General features: G+C 65.5%; 21 protein-coding genes. 4 read left to right on the top strand and 17 right to left on the bottom strand.

Annotation, left to right across the window (positions count from 1 at the left end):
* Window positions 1-64: 64 nt before the first annotated feature.
* Window positions 65-487, top strand: a complete 423-nt coding sequence (locus IAG41_RS15290) for an Lrp/AsnC family transcriptional regulator (protein ID WP_187729509.1) — start codon at window positions 65-67, stop codon at window positions 485-487.
* On the opposite strand, the gene IAG41_RS15285 is transcribed toward IAG41_RS15290, so the two are convergent.
* From IAG41_RS15285 to IAG41_RS15265, 5 genes are all read right to left on the bottom strand, one after another.
* Entirely contained in the window at window positions 484-780 is a 297-nt protein-coding gene (locus IAG41_RS15285; RefSeq protein ID WP_187729508.1) for a putative quinol monooxygenase, read from the bottom strand. The two genes, IAG41_RS15290 and IAG41_RS15285, sit on opposite strands and share 4 nt — an antisense overlap.
* Window positions 780-1,172, bottom strand: a complete 393-nt coding sequence (locus IAG41_RS15280; protein ID WP_187729507.1) for a cupin domain-containing protein — start codon at window positions 1,170-1,172, stop codon at window positions 780-782. The genes IAG41_RS15285 and IAG41_RS15280 overlap by 1 nt, the downstream gene beginning before the upstream one ends.
* Window positions 1,169-2,533, bottom strand: a complete 1,365-nt coding sequence (locus IAG41_RS15275; RefSeq protein ID WP_187729506.1) for an NAD-dependent succinate-semialdehyde dehydrogenase — start codon at window positions 2,531-2,533, stop codon at window positions 1,169-1,171. Before IAG41_RS15275 ends, IAG41_RS15280 begins: the two co-directional genes overlap by 4 nt.
* Window positions 2,530-3,570 carry an isocitrate/isopropylmalate dehydrogenase family protein gene (locus IAG41_RS15270; RefSeq protein WP_187729505.1) on the bottom strand — a complete coding sequence of 347 codons (1,041 nt, stop codon included), beginning with the start codon at window positions 3,568-3,570 and terminating at the stop codon, window positions 2,530-2,532. The genes IAG41_RS15275 and IAG41_RS15270 overlap by 4 nt, the downstream gene beginning before the upstream one ends.
* 98 nt (window positions 3,571-3,668) lie before the next feature.
* Window positions 3,669-4,760, bottom strand: coding sequence for a PepSY-associated TM helix domain-containing protein (locus tag IAG41_RS15265; protein WP_187729504.1), 1,092 nt, complete (start codon window positions 4,758-4,760; stop codon window positions 3,669-3,671).
* A gap of 178 nt (window positions 4,761-4,938) precedes the next feature.
* Here IAG41_RS15265 and IAG41_RS15260 point away from each other — a divergent pair, with 178 nt between their 5' ends.
* Window positions 4,939-6,378 carry a serine hydrolase domain-containing protein gene (locus IAG41_RS15260; RefSeq protein ID WP_187729503.1) on the top strand — a complete coding sequence of 480 codons (1,440 nt, stop codon included), beginning with the start codon at window positions 4,939-4,941 and terminating at the stop codon, window positions 6,376-6,378.
* A gap of 1 nt (window position 6,379) precedes the next feature.
* On the opposite strand, the gene IAG41_RS15255 is transcribed toward IAG41_RS15260, so the two are convergent.
* The 5 genes from IAG41_RS15255 to putA all read right to left on the bottom strand — a co-directional run bounded on the left by IAG41_RS15255 (window position 6,380) and on the right by putA (window position 13,364).
* Window positions 6,380-7,411 carry a proline racemase family protein gene (locus tag IAG41_RS15255; RefSeq protein ID WP_187729502.1) on the bottom strand — a complete coding sequence of 344 codons (1,032 nt, stop codon included), beginning with the start codon at window positions 7,409-7,411 and terminating at the stop codon, window positions 6,380-6,382.
* Window positions 7,408-8,370: an ornithine cyclodeaminase family protein gene (locus IAG41_RS15250; protein WP_187729501.1), complete on the bottom strand. Its 963-nt coding sequence runs from the start codon at window positions 8,368-8,370 to the stop codon at window positions 7,408-7,410. Before IAG41_RS15250 ends, IAG41_RS15255 begins: the two co-directional genes overlap by 4 nt.
* Before the next feature lies 1 nt (window position 8,371).
* Entirely contained in the window at window positions 8,372-9,181 is an 810-nt protein-coding gene (gene proC, locus IAG41_RS15245) for a pyrroline-5-carboxylate reductase (RefSeq protein WP_187729500.1), read from the bottom strand.
* Between the two features lie 62 nt (window positions 9,182-9,243).
* Window positions 9,244-10,170 (bottom strand): GntR family transcriptional regulator, encoded by a 927-nt coding sequence (locus IAG41_RS15240; RefSeq protein ID WP_187729499.1) that lies wholly within the window; start codon window positions 10,168-10,170, stop codon window positions 9,244-9,246.
* A gap of 116 nt (window positions 10,171-10,286) precedes the next feature.
* The gene (gene putA, locus IAG41_RS15235) at window positions 10,287-13,364 is read right to left on the bottom strand and encodes a bifunctional proline dehydrogenase/L-glutamate gamma-semialdehyde dehydrogenase PutA (protein ID WP_187729498.1); all 3,078 of its coding nucleotides are present in this window, start codon (window positions 13,362-13,364) and stop codon (window positions 10,287-10,289) included.
* Window positions 13,365-13,489: 125 nt separating this feature from the next.
* Here putA and IAG41_RS15230 point away from each other — a divergent pair, with 125 nt between their 5' ends.
* Window positions 13,490-13,942, top strand: a complete 453-nt coding sequence (locus tag IAG41_RS15230) for an Lrp/AsnC ligand binding domain-containing protein (RefSeq protein WP_187729497.1) — start codon at window positions 13,490-13,492, stop codon at window positions 13,940-13,942.
* Between the two features lie 43 nt (window positions 13,943-13,985).
* Here IAG41_RS15230 and IAG41_RS15225 read toward each other — a convergent pair whose 3' ends face one another.
* The 6 genes from IAG41_RS15225 to IAG41_RS15200 form a co-directional block, all read right to left on the bottom strand.
* A complete protein-coding gene (locus tag IAG41_RS15225) occupies window positions 13,986-16,127 on the bottom strand; it encodes a TonB-dependent siderophore receptor (protein ID WP_187729496.1) in 2,142 nt (713 codons plus the stop codon).
* A gap of 162 nt (window positions 16,128-16,289) precedes the next feature.
* Window positions 16,290-17,909 carry a dipeptide ABC transporter ATP-binding protein gene (locus tag IAG41_RS15220; RefSeq protein ID WP_187729495.1) on the bottom strand — a complete coding sequence of 540 codons (1,620 nt, stop codon included), beginning with the start codon at window positions 17,907-17,909 and terminating at the stop codon, window positions 16,290-16,292.
* Window positions 17,906-18,715, bottom strand: coding sequence for an ABC transporter permease (locus tag IAG41_RS15215; RefSeq protein ID WP_187729494.1), 810 nt, complete (start codon window positions 18,713-18,715; stop codon window positions 17,906-17,908). The genes IAG41_RS15220 and IAG41_RS15215 overlap by 4 nt, the downstream gene beginning before the upstream one ends.
* Window positions 18,712-19,656, bottom strand: coding sequence for an ABC transporter permease (locus IAG41_RS15210; RefSeq protein ID WP_187729493.1), 945 nt, complete (start codon window positions 19,654-19,656; stop codon window positions 18,712-18,714). Before IAG41_RS15210 ends, IAG41_RS15215 begins: the two co-directional genes overlap by 4 nt.
* Window positions 19,656-21,230 (bottom strand): ABC transporter substrate-binding protein, encoded by a 1,575-nt coding sequence (locus IAG41_RS15205; protein ID WP_222950718.1) that lies wholly within the window; start codon window positions 21,228-21,230, stop codon window positions 19,656-19,658. Before IAG41_RS15205 ends, IAG41_RS15210 begins: the two co-directional genes overlap by 1 nt.
* Entirely contained in the window at window positions 21,223-22,371 is a 1,149-nt protein-coding gene (locus IAG41_RS15200; protein WP_187729492.1) for a C45 family autoproteolytic acyltransferase/hydolase, read from the bottom strand. Before IAG41_RS15200 ends, IAG41_RS15205 begins: the two co-directional genes overlap by 8 nt.
* Before the next feature lie 216 nt (window positions 22,372-22,587).
* Between IAG41_RS15200 and IAG41_RS15195 the strand changes: the two genes are divergently transcribed.
* A complete protein-coding gene (locus tag IAG41_RS15195) occupies window positions 22,588-24,252 on the top strand; it encodes a tannase/feruloyl esterase family alpha/beta hydrolase (protein WP_187729491.1) in 1,665 nt (554 codons plus the stop codon).
* 7 nt (window positions 24,253-24,259) lie between these two features.
* On the opposite strand, the gene IAG41_RS15190 is transcribed toward IAG41_RS15195, so the two are convergent.
* Window positions 24,260-25,333: a lactonase family protein gene (locus IAG41_RS15190; RefSeq protein WP_187729490.1), complete on the bottom strand. Its 1,074-nt coding sequence runs from the start codon at window positions 25,331-25,333 to the stop codon at window positions 24,260-24,262.
* Between the last annotated feature and the right edge of the window lie 89 nt (window positions 25,334-25,422).

Below are 25,422 nucleotides of genomic sequence, written 5' to 3'. Positions count from 1 at the left end.
CACTATTGCGTCAGAAAGTGCAAAAATATTGACAAATTGCGGTGGCGGGTCGAGCATTTCGTGCATGCAGCCGCTGGACTCGCTCGACCGCCGCCTGATCGCCGAATTGCGCATCGATGCGCGTGCGCCCGTTTCGCACCTCGCCGAGCGGCTCGGCATTTCGCGCGCGACGGTCGAAAAACGCATGGCACGGATGATCGCGACGGGCGCGATACTGGGCTTCACGGTGCGCGCACGCGACGATGTGCGGGGCGGCGTCCGCGCGGTGATGCTGATCGAGGTCGCCGGGCGATCGACGAGCGCGGTGATCCACAGCCTGAAGGGCATGCCCGAGTTGCGGACGCTGCACACCACCAATGGCGGCTGGGACCTGGTCGCGGAAATCGAGACCGAGACGCTCACCGATTTCGACCGTGTGCTGCGCGAGGTGCGCAGCATTGACGGCATACTCAACAGCGAAACGAGCCTGTTGCTGAGCTCGGTCTAGAATGAAATGCCGATGGGGAGGCCGTGCTCGACCGCCGGCTTCGCGGCGAAGAAATCCCCTACCAGCGAGCGCCAATACGCAAAGCCTGGCGTGGCGCGAAACGCCTCATGGGCAGCGACATCGGTCCATTCGACGATCAGCCAATAGCGGCTCGCGGTCTCATACGAGCGCAGCAGCCGCATCGCCGAGCATCCCGCCGCCGCGCTGAATTCCGGCACGGCCGTGTATGCACCAGCCTCGAAGGCCGCCTCGCTGCCGGGGCGTATGTCGATACAGGCGATCTCGGTCGCCATCAGCGTTCCTCGTCGATCCGCGTCGTCACGCCCGTCGCGACGATGGTGCGAGTGGCGTCGATCGAGGCATAGGTCCAGAAGATCGCCATCGGTTCGGTGTCGGAAGCGTTGCGGAAGCAGTGCGGCACTTCCGCCGGAATCCAGCTGGCGTCGCGCGGCTGCACGGGATGATCGACGCCGTCGATATGCGCGAAACCGGTCCCCGAGAGCACCACGACGCATTCCTCGCAATTGTGCGTGTGCAGCGGCACCGCGGCGCCAGGCGCGATCTCGGTGATGCCGGTGAGCATCGCGCGCGATCCGCGGCCGGCGGTGACCAGAGGCGTGGTGACGATGCCGCCGCCGCGATCCTTGACCGGAAGACCGGCGGGACGAAGGAGTATGCCGGTCATGCTGCCACCTTGATCGTTTTCGCGTTGACAAATTCCTTGAGCCCCAGCTCGCCGAGCTCGCGGCCATAGCCCGAATGCTTGATGCCGCCGAAGGGCACGCGCGGATCGGAGGCGACGACGGCGTTGACGAACACCGCACCCGCATCGATCTCGCGCGCCAGCGCAGCACCGCGCTCCGCATCACGCGTCCAGATCGACGCGCCCAGCCCGAACGCCGTGCGGTTGGCGAGCGCGACCGCCTCCTCCGCCCCGGCCGCGCGGACAATCGCGGCGGCGGGTCCGAACGTCTCTTCGTCGAAAGCGGCCATGCCGGGACGCACATGGTCGAGCAGGGTTGGCGCGTAGAAGAACCCAGGGCCCTCCTTGCTCGTGCCGCCGCTGACCAGCTTCGCCCCGCCGTCAAGCGTTCGGCCGACCTGATCCTCGATCGCGGCGCGCAGATTGGCGCGCGCCAGCGGCCCGAGCGTCGTCGCCGGGTCGACCGGATCGCCCAGCCGCAGCCGCGCGTCGATGGCGGCGCGAAACGCGTCGACAAAGGTATCGGCCACGGCCTCGTCGACGATGAACCTTTTGGCGTTGACGCAGCTCTGGCCGGCGTTGGTGAAGCGTGCGGTCACCGCCTGCGCGGCGGCATGCTCGATATCGGCGTCGGCGAGCACGACGAACGGGTCCGATCCGCCGAGCTCGAGTACCTGCTTTTTGAGCGCCGCGCCCGCCTGCGCGGCGACGATCATGCCGACCTGTGTCGATCCGGTGAGCGTCACTGCAGCAATGCGCGAGTCGGCGATGACGCCCGCGATCTGGCCGGGCTCGACGAAGAGATTGGCGAACAGCCCGCGCGGGGCGCCCGCTTCCTCGACGAGCTTTTCGATCGCCAGCGCGCATTGCGGCGTGTTCGCGGCATGCTTCAGGATGATGCCATTGCCCGCCGCAAGCGCCGGTGCGAGGAACCGCACCACCTGCCACAGGGGATAGTTCCACGGCATGATCGCGAGCACCACGCCCAACGGCTGGTATGCGATACGCGTCCCCGGCACGGCCGCGATGACGCTGTCCGCCACCATGGCAGGCGCTGCGCCCGCATAGAAATCGCAGTTGGTGGCGCATTTCTCGACCTCGGCCACCGCCTCGCCGATCGGCTTGCCCATCTCGACGGTGATAATCGCCGCCAGCCGATCGCGATCGCGCCGGAGCAGCGCGGCGATCGCAGAAAGCAAGACGCAGCGCGCCTCGACCGGAACCTGCCGCCAGCCGCGCTGCGCTGCAGCCGCCTGCTCCAGAACCCGATCCACGCCATTGCCGTCGAGCCCGTCGAACCGCGCCAGCGTTTCACCTGTCGCGGGATTGATCGACGCGATCATAGCGCTCGCACCACGGCATCGGCGAAAGCGGCGGTACCCAGCGTGCCGCCGATGTCGCGGGTCCGGCTCGCGGGATCGTCGAGAACGCTGTCCACCGCGGACCCGATCCTGCGCGCGGCCTTCGTCAACCCATCGTCGTTCGCGCGCCGTCCCATCCAGTCGAGCAGCATTGCCGCCGAGAGGATCAGCGACGTTGGATTGGCGATCCCCTGCCCCGCAATGTCGGGCGCGGAGCCGTGCTGCGCCTGGCCGACGCAGATATCCTCGCCCGCGTTGATCGAGCCGCCGAGCCCCAGGCTGCCGCTCAGCTCCGACGCTTCGTCGGACAATATGTCGCCGAACATGTTGGTCGTGACGATCACGTCGAAGCGCGCCGGATCGCGGATCAGGAGTGCCGCTGCGGCATCGACGATCACCTCGTCCAGCGTCACACGCCGATGCTGTGCCGCGACCGCGCGCACTTCACGGAGAAACAGGCCGTCGGTGAGCTTGAGCACGTTCGCCTTGTGCACCACGGTCAGCCGGCCGCTTCGCGCCTCGGCGATCTCGCACGCCACCTGCGCGACCCGCCGGGTCGCGGCGCCCGTGATCTTGCGGATCGAAAAGGCGCTGTCGGGATCGGGCATGAACTCGCCAGGCCCCATGTGCATGCTGCGATCGGCGTAGAAGCCCTCGGTATTCTCGCGCACGATTACGAGGTCCATCGGCTTGCGCAGGATCGAAAGATCGGGCCGCGAACGACAAGGACGAATGTTCGCGAACAGGTTGAACCGCGTGCGAAGCGTCGCCGATGGATTGGGCTGTCCGGCCGGGTAGGTATAATGCGACACGGGCCCGAGCAGCACGCCATCCATGGCCGGGATCGCTTCGAGCACATCGTCGGGAAGGGTCGATCCGGTCGAAGCCAGGCTCGCCTCGCCGATCAGCATCTTCTCGAACCGGATCGCGCCCTGCGTCGCGGCCTCCAACACCGCCAGCGTAGCATCGGTTATCTCGGGTCCGATGCCATCGCCCGGCAGAACCAGGACCGTCTTCAATGCACTTCCCGGCGACGCTGCCGGGCTTCCTGCTGTGTCATCTGAACTCTCCGCATCGGTTCGGCGCGAATTGCATTATTGATTTTAAAAGTCCAGTCTCATTGCACCGCAGCGGCTGCTCGCGCCGCGCGATTTTCGCGCACGCGGCGCGCGCGTACATACCAGAGCCAGGCGCCGCTGCCCGCCAGTCCGGCGAGCACGAATCCGGTCAGCACCAGCAGCGTCCGCGTCAGCACGCCTCCCCAAAGGCCGGTATGGACCGTGTAGATCCAGTCGATGAATTCGCTGCCTGCAGGCATCTCGCCCGATACGTAACGCCCGACCGCGGTGCCGCTCTCGGCATTGTAATAGAGTTGGATCGTGCCGTCGGCCCGCATCGTGCGATCGCTGTCCAGATAGACGGCAACCACGCGTCCGCCGCTGGAAAAGCGCAGCTGGCGCAGCAGGGGGCCGGGATAGGCGGCATGCGCCTGGGAGATCAGCCGGTCGACGGCGACGAGCGGGACCTTATGGTCAGGAACCTTTGGCGCGGGCTTGCCGTCGGCGCGGGTTACCGTCCCAAGCGCATCGCGGAACGGCTCCTTCCAGACCATCAGCACGCCGGTAACAGCCGAAAGCAACAGGAAGACGGCGGCCCCGGCCCCGACCGCGCGATGCAGCGACCGCCACTTCGGATCGGGCTTGGCGTCCAAACGGACCTTGAAGCCTTGCCTCAGCCGCCGCCGACCCGGCCACCACACGATCGGGCCGGTGATCGCCATGAACAACAAGCCGAGCCCTTCGATCCCGACGACCGTTTCTCCGACCGGCCCGATCAACAGATGCTCATGAACCGCGAAGATCCACTCGGTGGGCCAGCTTCCCAATCCGCCATCTCGCACGATCACGTTGCGATACGGGTCGACGGCGACGAGCAGCAGCGCGTCGTCCGCCTTGCGCTTGAGCTTGAACAGCACCGTCTGGTCGTCCGCGCGCGCGAACTCGGCGCGCTGGACCACCGCTTCGGGATGGCGGGCACGAACGGTGTCGAGCAGCGCTTGGACTGGCTGGCGTACCGGGCCCGGCTGGACGATCAATGCGGGATGGATGATCCGCTCGATCTCGTCGCGGAACACCAGCACGGTTCCGGAAAGCGCCTGCACGACCAGCAGGATTGCGAGTATGCCGCCAATCCAGCGATGTACCTTCAACAGCGACTGCTTCGACACCGTTCAATACCCTCCCTTTTCGCAGCCGGGGCCGCGCCCGCCGATCAAATGATTTTGGATTTTGAAATTCAACAATACAAAATTCTTGACCGCGCGGCAATGCAATTCTAGCCCGTCAGGCATCGGCAAGGTTGAGTCCGAGCGAATTTGGAGCGCAGGGGTGATCGAGGAAATCGGGGCAAACGAGGCGGAAAGAGGCGACGGACTCCGCCGTGCCTCCCCTATGGGCAAGCAGATCGATGCCACAGCGATCCAGCGATTCCTCGATGATGTCGAAGGCGCGGGACTCGAACTGCAGAGCTTGATGTTGTGGCGCGACGGCGCGGTCGTGGCCGAGGGCTTCCACTGGCCCTATGGCCCGGACCGGCTGCGGATGAGCCATTCGATGACCAAGAGCGTCACCGCTTGTGCGATCGGCCTGCTCGTCGATGCCGGGAAACTGGCCCTGCAGGATCGAGTCGCGAGCTTTTTCCCCGAGGTCGCTATCGATCCCGCCTCACCTGCCGCACGCATGACGGTCGAAGACCTGATCACCATGCGCACCGGCCATGCGCGGGAAGTCTCCGGGTCGATCTGGCGCGGGATCGGAACGAGCTGGATCGCGGAGTTCTTCAAGATCCCGATCGTGCACGAACCGGGCACGCACTATCTCTATTCAAGCGCGGCCAGCTACATGCTCTCCGCCATCGTACAGCGCGTAACCGGGGATACGATCCACGCCTATCTGACGCCGCGGCTTTTCGAACCGCTGGGCATGCGGCGCCTCCGCTGGGATGTCGGGCCCGACGGCATCAATCCCGGCGGGAACGGGATCACCTTCCTGCCCGTCGACGCGCTCAAGCTGGGCATCCTGCATGCCCAGAAGGGCGTATGGGAAGGCATGCAGATCCTGCCCCTATGGTGGGTCGAAGCCGCGACGCGCGCTCAGGGCGCGGACGATTATGGCTATCACTGGGTGATCGGAGATACCTATTTCACGGCGCTTGGCCAGTTCGTGCAGATGGTGGTCGTCTATCCGGAACATGATGCCGTGCTCGCGATACACTCGGCGATGGAAGAGAGCGCCGTGCTGCTCCCGCACCTCAAACGCCATTTCCCGGCGGCTTTCGCCGGGGGCGACGCCGAAGCGGATCGCACCCTCGCGAAACGGCTCGCCGGATGGGCCGCGGAGCCCGCTTTGCGCTCGTCCGCGACGGGCGATCCCGCGCGCTTGGAGGGTGATTGGACCGTGGCGCCAAATGAACTCGACATCGAGCGGATCGGCCTGCGTTTCACGGCGGATTCGGTCCGGTTGGCGCTGGCCGATGCAAGCGGAGAGCATTTCCTCGCCGCACCCCTTGATAGCTGGCGGACCGCCCCCCTCACCTTCCCCGGCGCGTCGCTCCATCACGGCTACGTGATGGCCGAAACACCGACCGTCGCCGGTGCCCGATGGACTGGCGAGCATGCGCTGGAGATCACGCTCCACTTCGTCGAATCCGCATTTCGCGACACGCTGACAATCGCGCGTAACGGCGATGCCCTGACGCTCGACCGGCGCGTCAACATCAACAGCGGTGCTCGTGCCTGGCCGACGCTGCGCGGCAGTCGCGTCGGTTAGACTAGAGCTCGCTCAGCTTCGCTGGCAGCGTGAAGCCGTGGGCGAAACGGTCCCCCGCCTCGGCAATGAACTCGCAGCGCGCCGCATAATGGGACCGCCCGGCGACCCGCACGCGGGATAGGATCCCGTCCGGACCCGGCTCGGCGGCGGTGAGCGTGCCGACAAATCCCTCACCCGAAACGCCGCGTATCTCGCAGAACTGGCCGATATTCATCTCGTCCCGCGCCGCGGCGAGGGCGATGCGCGCCGTGACGCCGCTGCCGGTGGGCGACCGGTCAATCTGGCCTTCCGCGAAGATGCACAAATTGTAGCTCGGCCGGCCACCATGCGCGCCTAGCGGCACGTCGTCGGTCAATATCGTACCGTAAAGAAAGCCGAGATCGGGCTCTGTCGAATGACGGATCGTCAGCGCTGCCCGAACCGCGGCAGTAATCGCGGTTCCGGCGCAGACCAGCTCGGCGAGCGGGGTCTCCATCAACGAGAGGCCGATCCGCGACGCCGGCAGGATTGCGTAGAAAGCACCGCCGAACGCGATGTCGAAGGTCACACGGCCAAGTCCGGGCAGGTCCACTTCCTGGTCGAGAAGCATCGCGAACGACGGGACGCTCTCGAACGCAACCAGCGGCGCGCCCTCGCCTTTCTGCTCCACTTCGACGCGAACGACGCCACACGGTGCCTCGAGGCCGAACGCCGCGCGGCCATCGACCAGCGGCACGCGGCCGCTGTCGACCGCCCAGCGCCCAATCGCGATGGTGGCATGGCCGCACATCGTGCTATAGCCTTCCTGGTGGGTGAACAGCACCGCGAGATCTGCCCCCTGCGCGCACGGCGCCGTCGGGATCACGCCATACATTCCGTCATGCCCGCGCGGTTCGAGCATCAGCATCGTCCGGAGCGCGTCGAACCGCGTCAGCGCGTCGCGTCGCTTCTCGAGGATCGTCGTGCCTCGAAGCTCGGGATACCCGCTCTCGACGATGCGGACCGGTTCGCCGGCAGTGTGCATGTCGATCGTGCGGACCACGGTGTCCGTCATGCCGACCTCTCGGTACTTTCGAATACGAGCCCTGCCGCCGCAAGATCGGCCAATGCCGTGCCGACTGCTTTGAACAGCGTGATCTCCTCATCCGTGCGGCGGCCTGCGAGGAGTCCGCCGCAAAGACCCGCGAGAGTGCCGACCGATTCGGGGCCGGGGATCGCACCGCTCGCCAGCGGGCCGATCAGATCGCCCGATTCCTCGAAACCGCGCTCGCTGTCGACGAACACGCGCGCCCGCGCGAAGCAGGCATCGTCCGCCTCGCGCATCGCCGGCGTGAAGCTGCCGATCAGATCGACATGGGCGCCGGGGCGCAGCCATTCGCCGCGGATCAGCGGATCCGCAGAAAGCGTCGCGCAGGTAACGATGTCGGCTTCGCCCACCGCCTGTTCGAGCGACGGGGCCTGGACGGCCTCAATTCCTTGCTCGCGCAGGGTTGCGGCAAGTGCTATCGCCCGGTCAGGCCGGACGTTCCACACCGCTACCCGGTCGATCGGCCGAACCGCCCGGAACGCATGCGCGGCGAGCCCGGCCAGCCGCCCGGCGCCCACGATCAGCAACGACCGGGCATCCTCGCGCGCCAGATAGGAAGCCGCGAGCGCCGACACCGCAACCGTTCGCCGTGCCGTGATCTCGTTCCCATCGATCATCGCAAGCGGAGCGCCGGTCGATGCGTCGAACAGCAGATAGCCGGCATGGACGCTGGGCAGCCCGAGCGTGGTGTTGCCCGGGAAGATATTGGCGAGCTTGACGCCCAGATAGCCGCCCTCGCGCCAGGCCGGCATCACCAGCAGCACGCCGGGGGTCCGGCCTTCCACCGGCACATAATGGTGATGCCGCTCGGGCACAGTCGCGCCAGCCGCGAACGCGCCGCGGAGCACAGTCACCAGTTCGGGGAACGCCAATGCCCGCGCCGTGGCGGGCGCGTCGATCACTACGGGCGCGCGAGCGGGCCCCATGCTAGCCCGCGAGTTCCCGAGCCCGCGCCGTCGCCGTCGCGACCGCGCGCTCGATCAGGCCCGGGACCAGTCCGTCGGCCATGAGCACCTTCAATCCGGCCTCGGTGGTACCCGCGGGCGAGGTCACGTCGCGGCGGAGTTGTTCGGCGCTCTTCTCGCTCACCCTCAGCATCTCCCCCGCGCCCGCGATAGTCTGTCGCGCGAGGCGCTCCGCGATCGGATAAGGCAGTCCAGCGGCAAGGCCCGCCTCGGTCAGGCAATCGCACAAATAGAAGAAATAGGCAGGTCCCGAACCGGACACCCCGGTCGCCGCATCGATCAGGTCCTCTTCACCCAGCCATTCTAGCGTTCCGGTGCTGCCCAGCAGCCGCTCGGTGAAAAGCCTATGCGCAGGTGTAAAATCGCCCGATGTCGCCGCAACCGTGGCGCCGCGGCCGACTGCCGCGGGCAGATTGGGCATTGCCCGCACGAAGGAACGGGCCTGCGGAAACAGCCGCGCCAGATCGGCGAGCGTCTTGCCCGCGATGATCGACACGATCAGTGTGTCCTCGCTCGCCATCCCCTCATATTGCGCGGCGAGCTCGGCAATCTTCTGCGGCTTCACAGCCAGAACGAGGGCCTGCCCTCCTTGCGCTTCGATAGGCGCATTGAGCGCAAAACCGCACGCGCACGCCAGCTCGGCGAGTTCCGGCAACGGGGCTGGATCGACGACGTTGATGTCACACGCATTGACGCCGGCGGCCAGCCAGCCGCGCAGCAACGCGGAGCCCATGCGCCCTCCGCCGAAGAGAATGATATTGTACTGATCCATCGCCCCGCCTCTCAATTGGCGAGTCAGATTGTACTATTAGATTCAATAATACAAGTAATAAATCAGGAGATGGTCGGCTCGACGTCCCTGGCGCTGGTCAGATGCGCCTTCATCAGGTCGTATGCCCGGCGATTGTCCCCATTGGCCAGCGCATCCATGATCTGCACATGCTCGTCAATCGAATCGAGCACGCGCTCGACGCCGTTTACCCACTGGATGTTGAGGAACGAGCGAAGCCGGTTCTGGCGCTGGACTGCGTCCAGGACGTAGCGATTGCCCGAGCAGCGGGCGAGCTGCTCGTGGAAATCGGAATTGATCTCGAACAACTCGACCGCGAGCGTGTCGCGCCATTTGCGCTTGCGGAAGGCAATGTGCCGGGCGCGGCTGCGTTCGTACCACTCCAGATCGAGCTCGAAGGTTGGTTCGATGAGCCCGGCAGGCTCGACGATGCTGCGAAAGGAGTAGCTGTCCTCACGTGCCTGGCCCGAATTGATCGGAAGCGCGAACGACCAACCATTGCCCGGCTTGCGCTCGACCAGCCCCAGATCGGCGAGCTGGCGCAGCACGCGAACGACAGGCCCCAGCTTCGCGCCCAGGATACGCACAATCTCCTGCTGGCTGCACTGGTCGGGCAGGCGGCCAGCGTTGCGCGCCTCCGCGATCGTGATGAAGAGGCGCTGATCCTCCTCATTGGCGGGGTTTATCACTTCGACTTCGGGCGCTTCGATAATCGGGCCGCGAAGCACATAGCCGCGATTGGCGCGCTGCTCGACTGCGCCCTGCTCCGCAAGCAGCTTGAGCGCGCCGCGAACCGGGGTGCGCGAGACGTCGAACAAGCGGCAAAGATCCAGCTCGACCAAATGATGGCCGGGGCCTGCCCCCTGTTCCTTGAGCATGCGGAGGATCCGTCCGGCGAGATCGGACTGGAGCCGGCTGGCGCGCGGTTGCTCCGTCGCGTGGAGGTCCTCTTGCAAGACAGCGGTATTCATCTTCGAGCAAATCCTAGCAATCGCGACGCATGCACGCGCATCGATCCTCCGCCCGGAATATACTTTCACGCGCCAAAATGCAAAGTCCTGCGGCCGCCGTGGCGGCAAGATGTCCGCTAGAGGCCGAGCAGCGCCGGGTCTCCTCCCTGGGCGGCGATATTGATGGAGACCGCGCGCTCGGTGGCGTAGCGGAGCAGCGCGTGGGGACCTCCCGCTTTGGGTCCCGTTCCGGAAAGGCCTTCTCCGCCAAATGGTTGCACGCCTACTACTGCGCCCACCATCGAGCGGTTCACATAGACATTTCCGGCCGGTACTGCCGTCCGCACGCGATCGGCGAAGCAATCGAGGCGGCTATGGATGCCCAGGGTCAGGCCATAGCCGCGTCTGGCCAGCAATTCGGCCACCGAGTCGAGCTCACCCGCACGGTAGCGATAGACGTGCAGGATCGGACCGAAGACTTCGCGTTCCAGGAAATCGGGCCGCGGCACTTCGGCAAGGATCGGACCGAAGAAACTGCCCGGCCGCGATCCGGACTCTAGTCTGCGCACGATCCTGGCTTCGCGATCGAGACGGAGAGCATGCTCGGCCAGTGCCGTGCGCGCCGCGCCATCGATCACCGGGCCGATATCGGTCGAGGGGTCGGACGGGTCGCCGATCCGCAATTGGTCGATTGCCCCCGCGATTGCCTCGATCGTCGCATCGGCATTCGCTTCGGGCACGAACAGCATGCGCAGCGCAGAGCAACGCTGGCCGGCCGACCCGAAGGCGGACAGGATCACATCGTCGACGACCTGTTCGCGGAGCGCAGTCGTATCGACGAACATGCCATTGAGGCCGCCCGTCTCGGCGATGAACGGCAGGATCGGGCCCTCGCGGAGCGCAAGGCTGCGGTTGATCCGCCATGCCGTCTGGGTGCCACCGGTAAAGGCCACCCCGTCGATGCCCGGATGCGCGACCAACGCGGCGCCGGTCACACCCCCTTCGCCCGGAAGCAGCGCCAGCACGCCCTTCGGAAGACCGGCCCGATGGAACAGGCGAACCGCTTCCGCCGCGATCAGCGGCGTCTGTTCGGCGGGTTTGGCGAGGACCGTGTTGCCGGCCGCGAGCGCGGCGGCGACCTGTCCGGTGAAGATCGCCAGCGGGAAATTCCATGGGCTGATGCAAACGAAGATGCCGCGGCCATGCAACTCGAGCGCGTTGGTTTCGCCGACCGGACCGTCCAGGATCATCGGCGCACCGAATTGCCGCTCCGCGAGCCCGGCATAATAGCGGCAGAAATCCACCGCCTCGCGGACCTCGGCGACGCCATCCTCAAGCGTCTTTCCGGCTTCGCGCGCGAGCAGCGCGATCAGATCGTCCATCCTGGCTTCGAGGGCCTCGGCCATTCGGCGCAGAATCGCAGCGCGTTCCGTGCCGCCGCGTCGGTCCCATTGGGGCTGCGCCTGGCGAGCGGCGGCGACAGCGCGATCCACATCGGCGGCGGTCGCATCGCGGATCAGGCCCACAAAGCCACCATCTACAGGGCTTCGCAGCGGCCGCAGCGGCTCGTCGCCGGCATTCTCGCCGCCGATCACCGGTCCGCCCAGCGGCTTGTCCTGGCAAAGCCGAGCGGCCGCCTCGCCGGCCGAAGCCCGCACCGTGGCTACGCTGTAATCGCGGCCGAGCGGATTGGCGCGCGCCGAACCATAAAGCTGCGACGGCAGCGGGATCTTCGGGTGCCTGCCGGGTGCGGCGGCTAGCGCCTCGAACGGATCGCGGACCAATTCGGCCGGCGGCACTTCCTCGTCGAGCAACGCGTTGACGAAGCTGGAATTGGCGCCGTTCTCGAGCAGCCGTCGCACCAGATAGGGAAGAAGCTCCTCGTGCCCGCCCACCGGCGCATAGGCGCGGACGCGAAGCGGTCCCGATTTCGCCGCCGCCGCGTAGAGCGATTCTCCCATGCCATGCAGCCGCTGGTGCTCGATCGGGACGCCGCGCGCCGCAGCCATGTGGCGCACTGTAACCAGCGTATGCGCGTTGTGCGTGGCGAATTGCGGATAGAGATGCGGGCTCGCAGCGATCAGGCGGTCCGCGCAGACAAGAAAGCTGACATCGGTCGCTGCCTTGGTGGTGAAAACGGGATAGTCGGGCCGGCCGGCGATCTGGGCGCGCTTGATCTCGCTGTCCCAATAAGCGCCCTTGACCAGGCGGATCATCAGCCGCCGGCCACTGCGCCGCGCCAGATCGTGCAGCCCATCGATCACCGCGCAGGCGCGTTTCTGATAGGCCTGCACCACCACGCCAAGTCCGTCCCATGCATCGAGATCGGGCTCGTGCGCGAGCCGCTCGACCAGCTTGAGCGACAGCACCAGCCGGTCCGCCTCCTCGGCATCGATCGCGAGATTGAGATCATGCGCCGCCGCCATCACCGCGAGCCGCTTGAGCCGCGGATAGAGCTCGTCCCAGACGCGGTCCTCCTGCACCGCAGCATAGCGCGGGCAGAGCGCCGAAAGCTTGACCGAGATGCCGTGCCCTTCCTCGGGAGGGAGCCCGCTATGGTCGCGCCCCACCGCCTCGATGGCCGCGGCATAGATATGCTCGTAGCGCACGGCATCGGCTTCGGTGCGCGCGCCCTCGCCCAGCATGTCGAACGAGCAGAGAAAGCCCCGTTTCCTCGCGCGGCGCAACGCCTCGCCGATCGTCCGGCCAAGCACGAACTGGTTGCCCATTTGCGCGACCGCCGCACGCACCGCGCGGCGGATCACCGGCTCGCCCACCCGTGCGGCGAGACGCTTGAGCACATTGTCGGTGCCGGCGCGGGCACCGAGCAGGTCGTCGGCAAGCGCCAGGCCACGGGTGGCGAGATTGACGACGGTATTCGGCGACTGGCCGCGATGCGCATGCCAATCGCCCGACCCGATCTTCTCGGCGATCAGCAGGTCACGCGTAGCGTTGTCGGGCGTACGGATGAGTGCTTCGGCGAGGGTCATCAACGCGAGACCTTCGTCCGTATCGAGCGAGAATTCGGCGAGGAAACCCTCCATCAAGCGTTGCCCGCCCGCGAGTGCCCGCGTTTCTTCCACGAGCCGAATCGCGTCCTCCCGGGCCTCGACCCGCTCGGCTTCCGGGAGCGCCGCATCCAGCAATGCGGCTACCGCCACTGCCTCGTCGAGATATTTGCCGCCGTCGATCCGATCCCACGAAGAAAATTGCATCCGTGCCGCCCATGACAATTGATTTCCGGTGTCTGGCAGCAAATATGCAGAATGTGCTTCGTTATTAGCGATATCTTGCCTTATTATATTTGTCCAACTCCACGCCAAACCGAAGATCGCGCACGATGGACGAAATGGACCGCAAGCTGCTCCGCGCGTTGCAGGAGGATGGGCGGATGACCAACCAGGCGCTCGCCCAGCGCTGCGGCATCTCACCCGCGGCTTGCTTCGATCGCGTCAAGCGGCTGCGCGCCTCGGGCGTGATTCGTGGCTATACCGCACTGCTGGACCCTGGACAGCTCGATCGGGCGATGCTGATCTTCATCGAAGTGCTGCTCGATCGGACCACCACCGACATCTTCCAGGCGTTTGCCGATCACGTCCGGGAGCTGCCCGAAGTGCTGGAATGCCACATGGTCGCGGGCGGTTTCGACTATCTGCTCAAGGTCCGCGTCGCCGACATAGCGGCCTATCGCAGCTTTCTGGGGGACACGCTGGTCGCGATGCCGGGTATCCGCGAGACGCGGACCTATCCGGTGCTCGAGGAGGTCAAGGCGACCAGTCACCTACCCGTTTAGGACCTCGGGCCGCCCTATCGTGAGGCAAACGGCCCGGGCCAGTTCAATATTTGAAGCCCAGCGAGAACTTCACCGTGGCGGGAAGCGATTCGGCAAGCGAGTTGCCGCCGACCGAAGCCCAGTAGCGCTTGTTGGTGATGTTCTGGCCGTTGACCCGCGCGACGACCTCATGGCCGCCAAGATCCAGAGTATAGGACGCACCGACGTCGAACGTCGTGTAGCCAGACGTGAAGGCCACGTTGTCAGCGTTAATCGCCTGTGTCCCGGTATGGTAGACACCGGCCGTGACCCTGAGATCGGGATCGAGCCAGGACGGCTGATATTCGCCGGCCAGCGACCAAGTGTTCTTGGGCGTGCCGTCCACGCGGTTCCCCGCGATCGCACCGTTGTCGCGATAGCGCGCAGACAGGATCGTCGCCGTCGCATAAATTGCGAGATCGGGAAAGACATAGCCAGTCAGGCTCGCCTCGGCGCCTTCGTATACCTGCTTGCCGTTGGTATAATAGTGCAGCGTGGTCGTGCCCGGCAGGTTCGCCGAATAGGCCGCGCCGCGCTCGATCTTGAAATAAGCCAGCTGGATCAGCAGGTCCGACTTGGGCTGCAGCTTGAGGCCGCCTTCATACTGCTTGCTCGTGGTAGGTGCGAAAACCTCGGTCGCATTGTCGGTGGTCGACGGTGCCGCCGGCGTCTCTTCGAGGCCTTCGATATAGGTGCCATAGAGGCTCGCCCACTGCACCGGCTTGAACACGCCACCGACCGAATAGGAAGTCGGCTTGGCCGTGTACGGGGTCTTGGTGGCAACGTTGATCGAGCCGTCGTTCTTGTAATCGCTCTTGCGGACGCCGCCGAGCAGCTGGATCACATCGTTGAAGCTCAGGCGATCGAAGATGTAGACGCCCTTGTCGTCTACCTTCGAAGATGCCGGAAGCGGCGTGTAGATCAAATGTGGATCGGCAATGTAGCGGGGCGTCGCGAAGTTCTGCGTGAACTGCGTGCGCACGTTGGGCGACGAGGAGAGGGAGCGAATGGAGCGCGATACGCCGACCAGGATCTCGTTTCGAATGTTGCCCATCCGGATCGTGCCGGCCAGTTCGGCTGCATAGTTGATGTTCTCGAACTCGGCCTGCTGCGCGGAGAACTGGACGCGGCCGGCGCCATAGGTCGGGCTCGTGGGGTCGATCGACGTCGTCAGGTTGGTCGGCGTGAATTGCGGGTTGTTGCGCTTGCGCGAGAGCCGCGAGCGTCCCCAATACGCAGACACGTTCCAATCGCCCGAGAATTTGTAGACGGCCTTTCCGAGCAGGTTCAGCTCATGGGTCTTATTGGCGTCCCAGTCGGCACCGCCGATATTGACCTTCGGATCGAGCAGCTTGACGTCCGGAATCTTGACCGACTTCACACCCGTCGGGATCGTCAGCAGGAACAGCGCCGGCTCATCGATCGACTTCTCGAAATATTCGACGTCGGCGGTCAGAGTCAGCTTGTCGATCGGCTTAAGGTCGAACGTGCCGGCGGCGGCGTAGCGGTGGCCCTTCGACATGTCCACGCCGGTGTCCAGATATGCCGCCACGCCATTCAGACGGTAGCCGAACGGTCCGACGGTATCCCCGACATCGACGTGCCCGCCCATGCCGCCGTTCGAATCGAAGAAGGTATTCTCCGCGATGTACAATTCCGGCGTGGCGCGCTTCATTGTCAGGTTGACGATGCCCGCGGGCGAAGAAAAGCCGTAATAGAGCGCCGACGCGCCCTTGAGGACTTCGATGCGGTCCTTGTCCTCGAGCGGAAATGCGGTTGCCGACAGCATATTGAGTGCGCCGTCGAGGCGGAAATTGGCGCGCGTATCGACGGCGATGCCGCGGATCGTCAGATTGTTGTAGGCGACCGTGCCAGTACCGGTGTTGGACACGCCGGCGGTGTTGCGGACGGCATCGATCAAGTCGATGGCCTGCTGCGACTTGAGCACCGCCGAGGGGATCACCGAGATGGTGAGCGGAACGTCGAGCACCTTCGCATTGCGGAAGCTGCCCGACTGGACGACGTCCGTGCCGTACCTGTTGTTCCGGTCACCGGTGACCAGGATCTCGTCCGTTGGCTCGTCGGCCTCCGGCTTCTCCGCCTGCTTGGCAGGTGCCGTCTGCGCCTGTGCCCAGCCTGTGGTGGGGAATGCCAATGCGGCGGTCATGGACAATGTACGCAATAGCTGGTCGCGACGAGACATGTTCAACCCTCACCTTTAGATACGCATGGATCCCTGTCCGCAGCTGCCGCTGCGATGTATTATTATCTACGATAGTGATGGAATGTATTTTACGTGCTGTAAAGTACAAAATGTCACACGATTGTCTCAGGCCGTCGCTATTCCGGCCAGCGCCAGTCCGGGCGTCGCGGCAAGGAGGCGGCGCGTATAGTCGTGCGACGGCGCATCGAACACGGCTGCGGTAGGTCCCTCCTCGACGATCCTGCCCGCCTCCAGCACCACCACACGGTCGGCAATCTGCTCCACCACCGCTAGATCATGCGTAATGAACAGGCAGGCGAAACCTCGCTCGGCCTGGAGCTTCTGGAACAATGTCAGCACCTGAAGCTGGATCGTCAGATCGAGCGCGGAAACGGGTTCGTCGGCGACAACCAATCGCGGCTCGGAGACAATCGCGCGCGCAATTGCCACGCGCTGACGCTGGCCGCCAGACATCTGGTGCGGCATGCGGTCCCCGAACCCGTCGAGGCCGACATCGGCCAGCGTCGCGCGTATGCGCGCGCGCCGGCTGGCGCGATCTAGCCCTGGCACATGGCGCAGCGCCGCGCCGACGATCTCGGCGATGCGCAATCGCGGGTCCAGCGAGGAGAACGGGTCCTGGAACACCAGTTGGGCCGCGCGACGAAATCCCGAACGCTGCGCACGGTTCATCTCATTCAGCGCAACCCCTTCGAAACGGATCGCGCCGCTCGCCAGCGGCTTGAGTCCCAGTGCCGCGCGGCCGAGCGTCGTCTTTCCCGACCCACTGGCACCGACCAGTGCGACGATCTCGCCCTCGCGCACGTTCAGGTCGACGCAATCCAGGACACGGCTGGGCTTTCCCGCGCGCAGGATGCCGGGCCTGCCGGCATAGTCGACGCAAACATTTTCGATCGAAAGCAGTGCAGACGCATCCGCCGCCACCGGTGCGCGGCTTTCGTCGCGGCGCGGAAGCGATCCGACCAGCTTGGCGGTATAGGGATGCTTGGGCGCGGACAGCACGTCACGCGTGGCGCCCTGCTCGACCAATACGCCTTTCTCGAGCACCAGCACGCGCTCGGTATATTTGGCGACCAGGCCCAGATCATGCGTGATCAGCAGCAGCGCCGTGCCGGTCTCGGCGGTCAGCTCAACCATCAGGTCGAGCACTTCGCGCTGGCTCAGCGTGTCGAGAGCGGTCGTCGGCTCGTCGGCGATCAGCAAGCGGGGTTTCAGCAACAGCACCGACGCGAGCATGATCCGCTGGCGCATGCCCCCGGAAAATTCGTGCGGATATCGCTTCAGGCAGGCTTCGGGATCGCGGATATGGACACGCTGCAGCATTGCAATGCTGCGCGCCCGGATTTCCGCGTCGCTCAGAGCGCAATGCAGCGTGAGGCCTTCGGCAAGCTGGCGGCCGATCGCCAGTGCCGGATTGAGAGAAGTCATCGGCTCCTGGAAGACCAGGCCGATCCCTGCCCCGCGCACGGCGCGAAGTTCCGCTTCGCCAAGCTTGGCCAGGTCACGACCCTCGAAGCGGATGGCGCCGGCGGCGCGATGCGTGCCCGTGGCGAGCAGCCCGGGTATCGCACGCGTCGCCATCGTCTTGCCGCTTCCGGACTCGCCCACGATCGCCATACGCTCTCCAGCGGCGAGCGTGAAGCTCAGCCCGGCGAGCAGCGGCGGTCGCCCCGGCTGATCGGCTTCGATCCTCAGATTCTCTATTTCGAGAAGCGGCGCGCCGGTCATCGCTTGCCTCGCGGATCGATCCGATCGCGGAGCGCATCGCCCAGCATGTTGATGCCGAGCAGCGTCGCGACGATGCACAGGCCGGGCGCGACGCTGAGCCAGGCGGCAGTGTACATATAGGGCCGTGCCGAGGACAGCATGTTGCCCCAGGTCGGCGCTGGGGGCGGCACGCCGACACCAAGGAAGCTCAACGCGCTTTCCGAAAGTACCACCCAGCCGAACAGGCTGGTCGCCAGCACGATGATCGGCGGCAGCGCATTGGGAAGGACGTGACGCCACATTGTATAGAGCGCGGCGTCGCCAGCGACCTTCGACGCCTCGACATATTCGCGCTCGCGGATCGAAAGCACCGCCGATCGCACCACGCGCACGGTCGCGGGCAAATAGGCTATGGCGAGCGCGATCACGATGCTGTGCCGGCTCGATCCCAGTACGGCGATCAACGCCAGCGCGAGCAATATGCCCGGAAAGGCGAGCAGCGCGTCGTTGACGGTCATCAGCAACCGGTCCGTCCAGCCGCGAAAGAAGCCGGCGAGCACGCCCAGCGCCGAACCTACGACGATGGCGATCGCCACGGTCTGGACCGCGATCGTCGCGCTGATCCGTGCACCAAGCATCGCCCGCGAGGCGACGTCGCGGCCGAACTCGTCGGTGCCCAGCCAATGCGCGTACGACGGCGCCTCGAGCGCATGATCCAGATCGATCGCTAGCGGATCATAGGGCAGCCAGACCAGCCCGACCAGGATGGTCGCGGCCAGCAGGCCGACAAGCACATAGCCGATCACGGCGTTGGCATGAATCTTCATGCGGCCGTCACCCGGGGATCGAACAACGGATAGAGCAGGTCGACGATCAGGTTGATCAGGACATAGACGAACGCCGTGAACAACAGGCATCCCTGCACCACCGGATAGTCGCGCGACAGCACGGCATTGACCATCAGCCGCCCCAGTCCCGGCAGCGTGAACACCGTCTCGATCACTGCGACGCCGCCGAGCAGATGGCCAAGCGTGAGCCCGACCAGCGTGAGCGTCGGAGCAAATGCATTGGGAAACACATGACGCCGCAGGACGACGCTTTCGCGCAAGCCTTTGGCGCGAGCATGGGTCACGTAATCAAGGCTGAGCACATCGATGGCGCTCGATCGCATCATCCGCGTCAGGACACCGCTTTCCGATATGGTCAGCGTCACGATCGGGAGGACGAGAAACAGCAAGGCGGCAAGGCCACCTTCGGACACCGGCAGATAGCCGACCACCGGAAGCCAGCGCAGCGTCACGCCAAAGACCAGAAGCAGGACCAGCCCCAGCCAGAAGCTCGGCACCGCGAGCACCAGGCTCGCCGCCCCGTTCACCGCCCAATCGAGCCGGCGGTTGCGCCGCCACGCCGCGAGCAGGCCGAACAGCACCGCGATGCATGTCGCCAGCGCGACCGCGATCATGACGACGGTCGCGGTGAGCTCGAAACGCGTGAGGACGAGACCGGTGACCGGCTCGCCCGTGACGATCGACGTCCCAAGATCGCCTTGGAGAACCTGCCCCAGCCAGGCGAAGAACTGCACCGGGAGGGGCCTGTCGAGCCCCAGCTCGATTCGCAGCGCGGCGATCGCGGCTGGGTCTGCGCCCTCGCCCAGCATCACTTGCGCCGGATCGCCGGGAATCAGACGGACAAGAAAGAAGACCGCAAGCGCGACGAGGAACAGCGTCGGCAATGCGAGCAGCAGGCGCTTGAGGACATAGCGCAGCATCAGTGCTCCCCGAGCCCGACATTCCACAACCGCTGGGACTGCGCGGACCAGGGCCGAAACCCCGTCACGCCCTCGCTTAGCGCCGTCACCCGGCGGCTGTTGTAAAGGATCACCGCAGGGACTTCGGTACGGAATCGCCGATCCATCGCGTCGAATACGGCCTGGCGCGCGCGCGGTTCTTCAGCCTCGAAAGACTGGCCCAGCAGTGACAGTGCGGCCGGCGTATTCCACACCTTTCGCGGATCGACGCTCCTGTCACCAATGAAGGCATTGAAGAGCAGTGACGGATCGAGCCGCGCCGAATAGCCGAACAGCATCGCCTGGTACTGACCGCTCGAATAGCGCGCGAGGTGCGTCGCCCAGTCGAGCGTGACGATCTCGAAATTGATCCCCGCTTCACGCGCCATCGCCTGGACGACGATCGCGGCGTCGTAGATCTCGGGCGGCGCATGGCTTGTGATCAACGTGATCGGCCGGCCATCATAGCCTGCGGCTTTCGCCAGCGCGCGCGCGGCAACGAGATCGCGCTTGATCAGCGGCCGCTCGACATCGCCAAAATAGGGGCTGGCGACCGGTATCGGCGAACTGTCGGCCGTACCGGTACCGTGCGTTGCAGCGCGCGTCAGGCTAGCGACGTCGATACTGAGCGCGATCGCGCGGCGCAGACGCGGATCGGCGAGCACGGGGTCCTTGGTCTGGAAAAGGATGCCGAAGAAATCCATGCTCGGTGCGTCGACCAGACGCACGCCGGCAGCACCTTTCACGGCACCGAGTTCGTTGGGCGAAAGCCCGTCGAGGATGTCGAGGCTGCCGCGCAGCAGCGCCGCACTCGCGGCAGAGCCGTCCGGGATAGCGACGAAGCGAACGCGATCGACAAGCGCCTGCTTGCCGCCGCCATTGCCGTCAGGGGTGCCAGGGAGCGGCTGATAGCCGGCGAAACGCTCGAGCTCGACAAACTGGTTGCGCCGCCACTCACCCCACTCGAACGGCCCGGTGCCGATCGGGCGAATCCATTTGCCGTCCTTGCCCACCGAATCGCGGTGGACAATGCCTGTGCCGCCACAATCGGCGCGCGCCAGCGTCTTGAGCAACAAGGGTGCGGGTCGGTCGAGCACCAGGCGCACGGTCAGCCGATCAGGAGAGGTGATCGATACGATCTGCGCGATTCCCTCGGGCCCCAGATCCGCGCGGCATCGCCAATGCGTGGCGGGAGCGAGATAGCGCTTGAGCGACCAGACCACGTCGCCCGCCGTGAGGAGGGCGCCATTGTGAAAGCGCACGCCTCTGCGGAGCTGGAAACTATAGGTCCTGCGGTCCGGCGATATCGTCCAACTGCTTGCCAGCATGGGCCCGATCGACCCGTCCTCGCGCGAGGCTACCAGCCCCTCGACGACATGGAGCAGGACCGAATCGGTGTTCAGATCGCGCTTGGTGCCAGGATCGGACGAGATGATATCGGCATTCAGCCGCGCGCGCAGGGTCGACCCCCGTTCCTGGGCCGGCATGCCCGATGAGCACCCCGCCAGCGCGAGCGCCGTGATCGGCCATAGGCGTCGGATCCGGACCCTAGGCATTGGTGGCTTGTGATTGCACGATAGCTGGCTGCGATTCGAGCGTGTAGCGCACATAGTCGCCGCCCAGCGCCGGCATCATCGCCAGTTCCATCTCGCCCAGACCCGGCCGCATGATGAGCGACGCGACGGTGGCGGAGGTCCCGGTCATCGTCGACGGCCGCGGTGGCACGCAGATCGCGAGCGGCGACCCGACCTGATCGAGCAGCACGCCGCGGATGTCGTCGATCTCGATCCGATCGCGGCGGGCCAGCAGCCGTTCGGCGCGCTGCTGGCGCCAATGGGTACACGGGGAATCGGGCACGCCGGTTTCGCGCAGCTTGGTGAGTGCGATCGGGCTAAGCCAGTGATTGGCGTGGACGAGCAGGCCATCGGTCGGTTCTATCACGAAGGTCTCGTCGGGCGCGCATTCGAGATCGTGGACGATGCCAGTCCCGGCATGGCTCAGCGCCAGGTTGTTCGACGCCGACTTGGGTGTCGCATAGACCGACTTGAATGCCTCCGAATAATTGGGCTCCTGCAGCACCTTCCTGCGCAGGAGCGCGAGCGGCACCCCGATCTGCCGATAGTCGCGCTCGCATTCCAGATAGTTGCCGGTGATCGCGATTCCCGCCGAATTGAAGCCGAACCGCGCCAGCCCCCCGGCCTCGGTGAAGGTCAGGATGTCGGGGCCATTCTCGCCGCGGATGCGAAGCACTACACATGTCTCGGCGCAGGTCGCCTTCCAGTCCCAATTATGGGCATGCACCAGATCTCCGTTCGCGGTCCGCTCGGGCTGGACGATGATGGTCGTGCATCCGTCCATGCCGCGCTCGGCGACCAACCCCTCGCGCAGCACCGGGTTGCCGGCCATTTTGAGCAGCTCGGTTCGCGCGTTGAGCAACACGATATGCGCCATCGGTACGTCCGCGCCGGCCGCGATGCCGCGCATCTCTTCCACATGGCCGGTGTCGAAGGCTTCGATGATCGGGAGATAGGCTTCGGTCAACTCCGCGAGCCCCGCTTCGGTCAGGCCTGAGCGCGCCATCTGGGCGAGATAGTTGCCCACGCCGGCGCGAATTTCACCAGCCGTTTCAGCGCCGTAGCGCTCTCCGCGTTCCCGCGCCGTCCCCCAGATCTCGACTACGCGACATGCGCTGGCCATTCGCCACCCCCTCGTTCGTGACTCGGTGCGTAACACTGTTTTGCTAGTTTTAAAAAGACAAAAATGCACTCTCGGCGATACAATGTTTCGCCCCGGCCGCAGGTTCCGGCAACGGAGGAGTTGTATTTCTAATTTCAGTGATACATGATTGCGGACACGAGAAAAGGGTCGCCGATGTCGTCTACAGAGCTGCGAAAACGCGTAAAAGGGCATGTGATGCGACGGACGCTTCTCGGATTGCTGGCAACGAGCTTTCTCGGCGTAGCGCCCGCATTGGCACGCAGCCCGACCGACGATTGCGCGAAGCTCAAGGAACTCGCGATCCCGCATGTCGAGATCCTCATAGCGAAGAAGGTCTCCGGAACCTTTGTCGAGGATTTCGTCGCCGATCGGGGCGGGCGCACTTACACGGGCCTCAAGCCGTTCTGCCGCGTGCGCGGGATCAGCCGGCCGGTACCCGGCTCCGAGATCGGCTTCGAGGTCTGGCTGCCGGCGGCCGGATGGAATGGCCGGCTCCACATGATCGGCAACGGCGCCTATATCTCGAACATCTCGTACAAGCAGATGATCGCGCGGCTCGACGACGGCGACGTGGCGGTGGCGACCGACACGGGGCATCAGGGATCGGACCTGCGCTTCGGCTGGAAGCGCCCCGAACCGATCGTCGATTTCGGACATCGTGCCGTGCACGAATCGGTGGTCGCGGCGAAGCAGGTGGTCCGCGCCTTTTACGGCCAGGCCGCGCGCTGGTCCTATTTCAGCGGCTGCTCGACCGGCGGTTATCAAGGTCTCAGCGAAGCGCAGCGCTACCCGGACGATTTCGACGGCATCATCGCAGGCGCGCCGGGCAACAACCGAACCAACCTGACGCTCGCCTTCCTGTGGAATTACCTTTCCAACCATCGCCCGAACGACGACGAGCATCCGATCCTCGGCGCGCCCGAATTGCTACTGATCAACCGTGCGGTGACGAAGACGTGCGACAAGCTGGACGGGGTCGCCGACGGCGTGGTGAGCGATCCGCGGATGTGCGGATTCAAGCTGTCGACACTCAGCTGCGAGCCCGAGGACGGCCCGGGCACCTGCCTGACCGGCGAACAGGTCGCCGCCGCGCAGCGCATCTATGACGGGCCGAAGGACGCCCGCACCGGCGCGCAGATCTATCCCGGCTATCCCTTCGGGACCGAAGGCGTGACGAGCAGTACCGCCGACGACCATCCCGGCTGGACCGGCTATTGGTCGGAGACCAAGCGCACCGATGAGCCCTCGCGCGCGGACATGTTCCGCTACTGGGTATTCGACGACCCCGAATGGAATTGGTGGAAGTTCGACTGGGGCGCCGACGTCGACACAATGCATGCGCGGCTCGCCAGGGATTTCAATGCGACGAGAACCGATCTTCGCGCCTTTTCGCGCAGCGGTGGCAAGATGATCCTGTTCATGGGCTGGCAGGACCCGGTGGGGTCTCCGTTCGAGGCGATCAACTATTATGACGGCGTGCGGGCGCGGATGGGCGGCGGCCAATCCAAGACGCAGACGTTCCTGCGCCTGTTCATGGTGCCGGGCATGGACCATTGCGCGGGCGGGCCGGGCGCGACCAATTTCTCGACCGCGACGCGCGACTCGACGCCGCCGGTGCGCGACGCACGCCACGACATGCTTCTCGCGCTCCAATCCTGGGTCGAGCATTCGCGCCCGCCGCAGTCTCTGATCGCGACGCGCTACGCCACCGAGGACACAAGCATTCCTGCCGGCCGCCGGCCGATCGCTTTCCAACGCCCGGTGTGCGTCTATCCGGCCGAGCCGAAATATGCCGGCGGGCCGACCCATGCGGCGACGAGTTTCCGCTGTGTGGCACCGCCGCCGGCGAAGCGGCGCTAGACCGGGCTCAAGCGAAAAGGATGCAGGTGGGACTGCCTGTCTCGGCGACCACTGCGCCCGCTTTCGGCACGCCGTCGGCGCCGATCGGCAGCCGGACGATGTTGTGGCTCTCCTCGTTCGCGACGAACAATGCTTGCCCTCCAGGGGCGATCGCGAAGAAGCGCGGTGTCCTGCCCCCGGTCGCGGTCCAGCCGCGCGCGGTGAGGCGCCCGGTGCGTGCGTCGATCTCGAACGTCGCGATGCTGTCGTCGCCGCGGTTCGACGCATAGACGAAGCGCCCGTTCGTCGACAGCGCGATCTCCGCACCCCGGCTGTTGCCGGTGAAGCTGTCGGGCAGCGAGGACAGGATCTGGAACGGGGCCAGCGCACCGCTGGCCCCGTTCACCGCATAGGCCGTCACGGTCGAATCCAGCTCGTTGATCGCATAGGCGAAGCGCCCGCCTGGGTGGTATGCGATATGCCGTGGCCCCGAGCCCTCGCGTGCCACTGCAGCAGCCTTCTCGACCGCCGCGAACTTGCCACCCGCATCGACGGTATAGACGTCCACGCGATCGCATCCCTTGTCGGGAACCGCGAAGAAGCCGCCCGCGCGATCCGGCTCGATCTGATGCGGCTTCGGGAACGGCTGCTCGACGCGGTGCGGGCCCACCTTGCCATCGAAGGCCACGATATCGAGCGGTTGCGGGGTGAGCGTCCCGTCGGGCCGGATGCCGATGCTCGCAATCCCGGATCGCACATCGCCGGAGACGACGTGATTGGCGACGAGCAGCACCGGGTGATGTGGATGGATGACGAGGTGGACGGGATTGCGCCCGCCCGTCGTGGCGCGCGTAACCTTTGTCAGACGCCCGCTGTCGCGCTCGATGCGGAATCCGCTGACTTCGCTGCCGTCGCCATGGACGGTATAGAGCATCGTCCCCGCGGCATTCAGGGTCAGATAGGACGGGTTGACCAGATCGCCCAGCAGCTGGATCCGCTGCCAGCCGCCGCCCGGAGGATCGGCGCGATAGACCCCGATCCCGTCGCCTTTCGCATTGCGCTCGCGGCTGGTGCGGCAACCGACATAGACGATCCGCGGCATTGCTTTCCCTCCCTGAGCCAGCGCCCGATTCCCGAACAACGATAGGCCGAGCGCTGCGCCTCCGACCATCGCTTCCCGCCGCGTTGCCA

Origin of the sequence: Sphingomonas sp. JC676, from assembly GCF_014489075.1 — a bacterium.
In the GTDB taxonomy this organism is placed as follows: Bacteria; Pseudomonadota; Alphaproteobacteria; order Sphingomonadales; family Sphingomonadaceae; genus Sphingomonas.
This window is presented reverse-complemented; position numbering and strand designations above follow the sequence as displayed.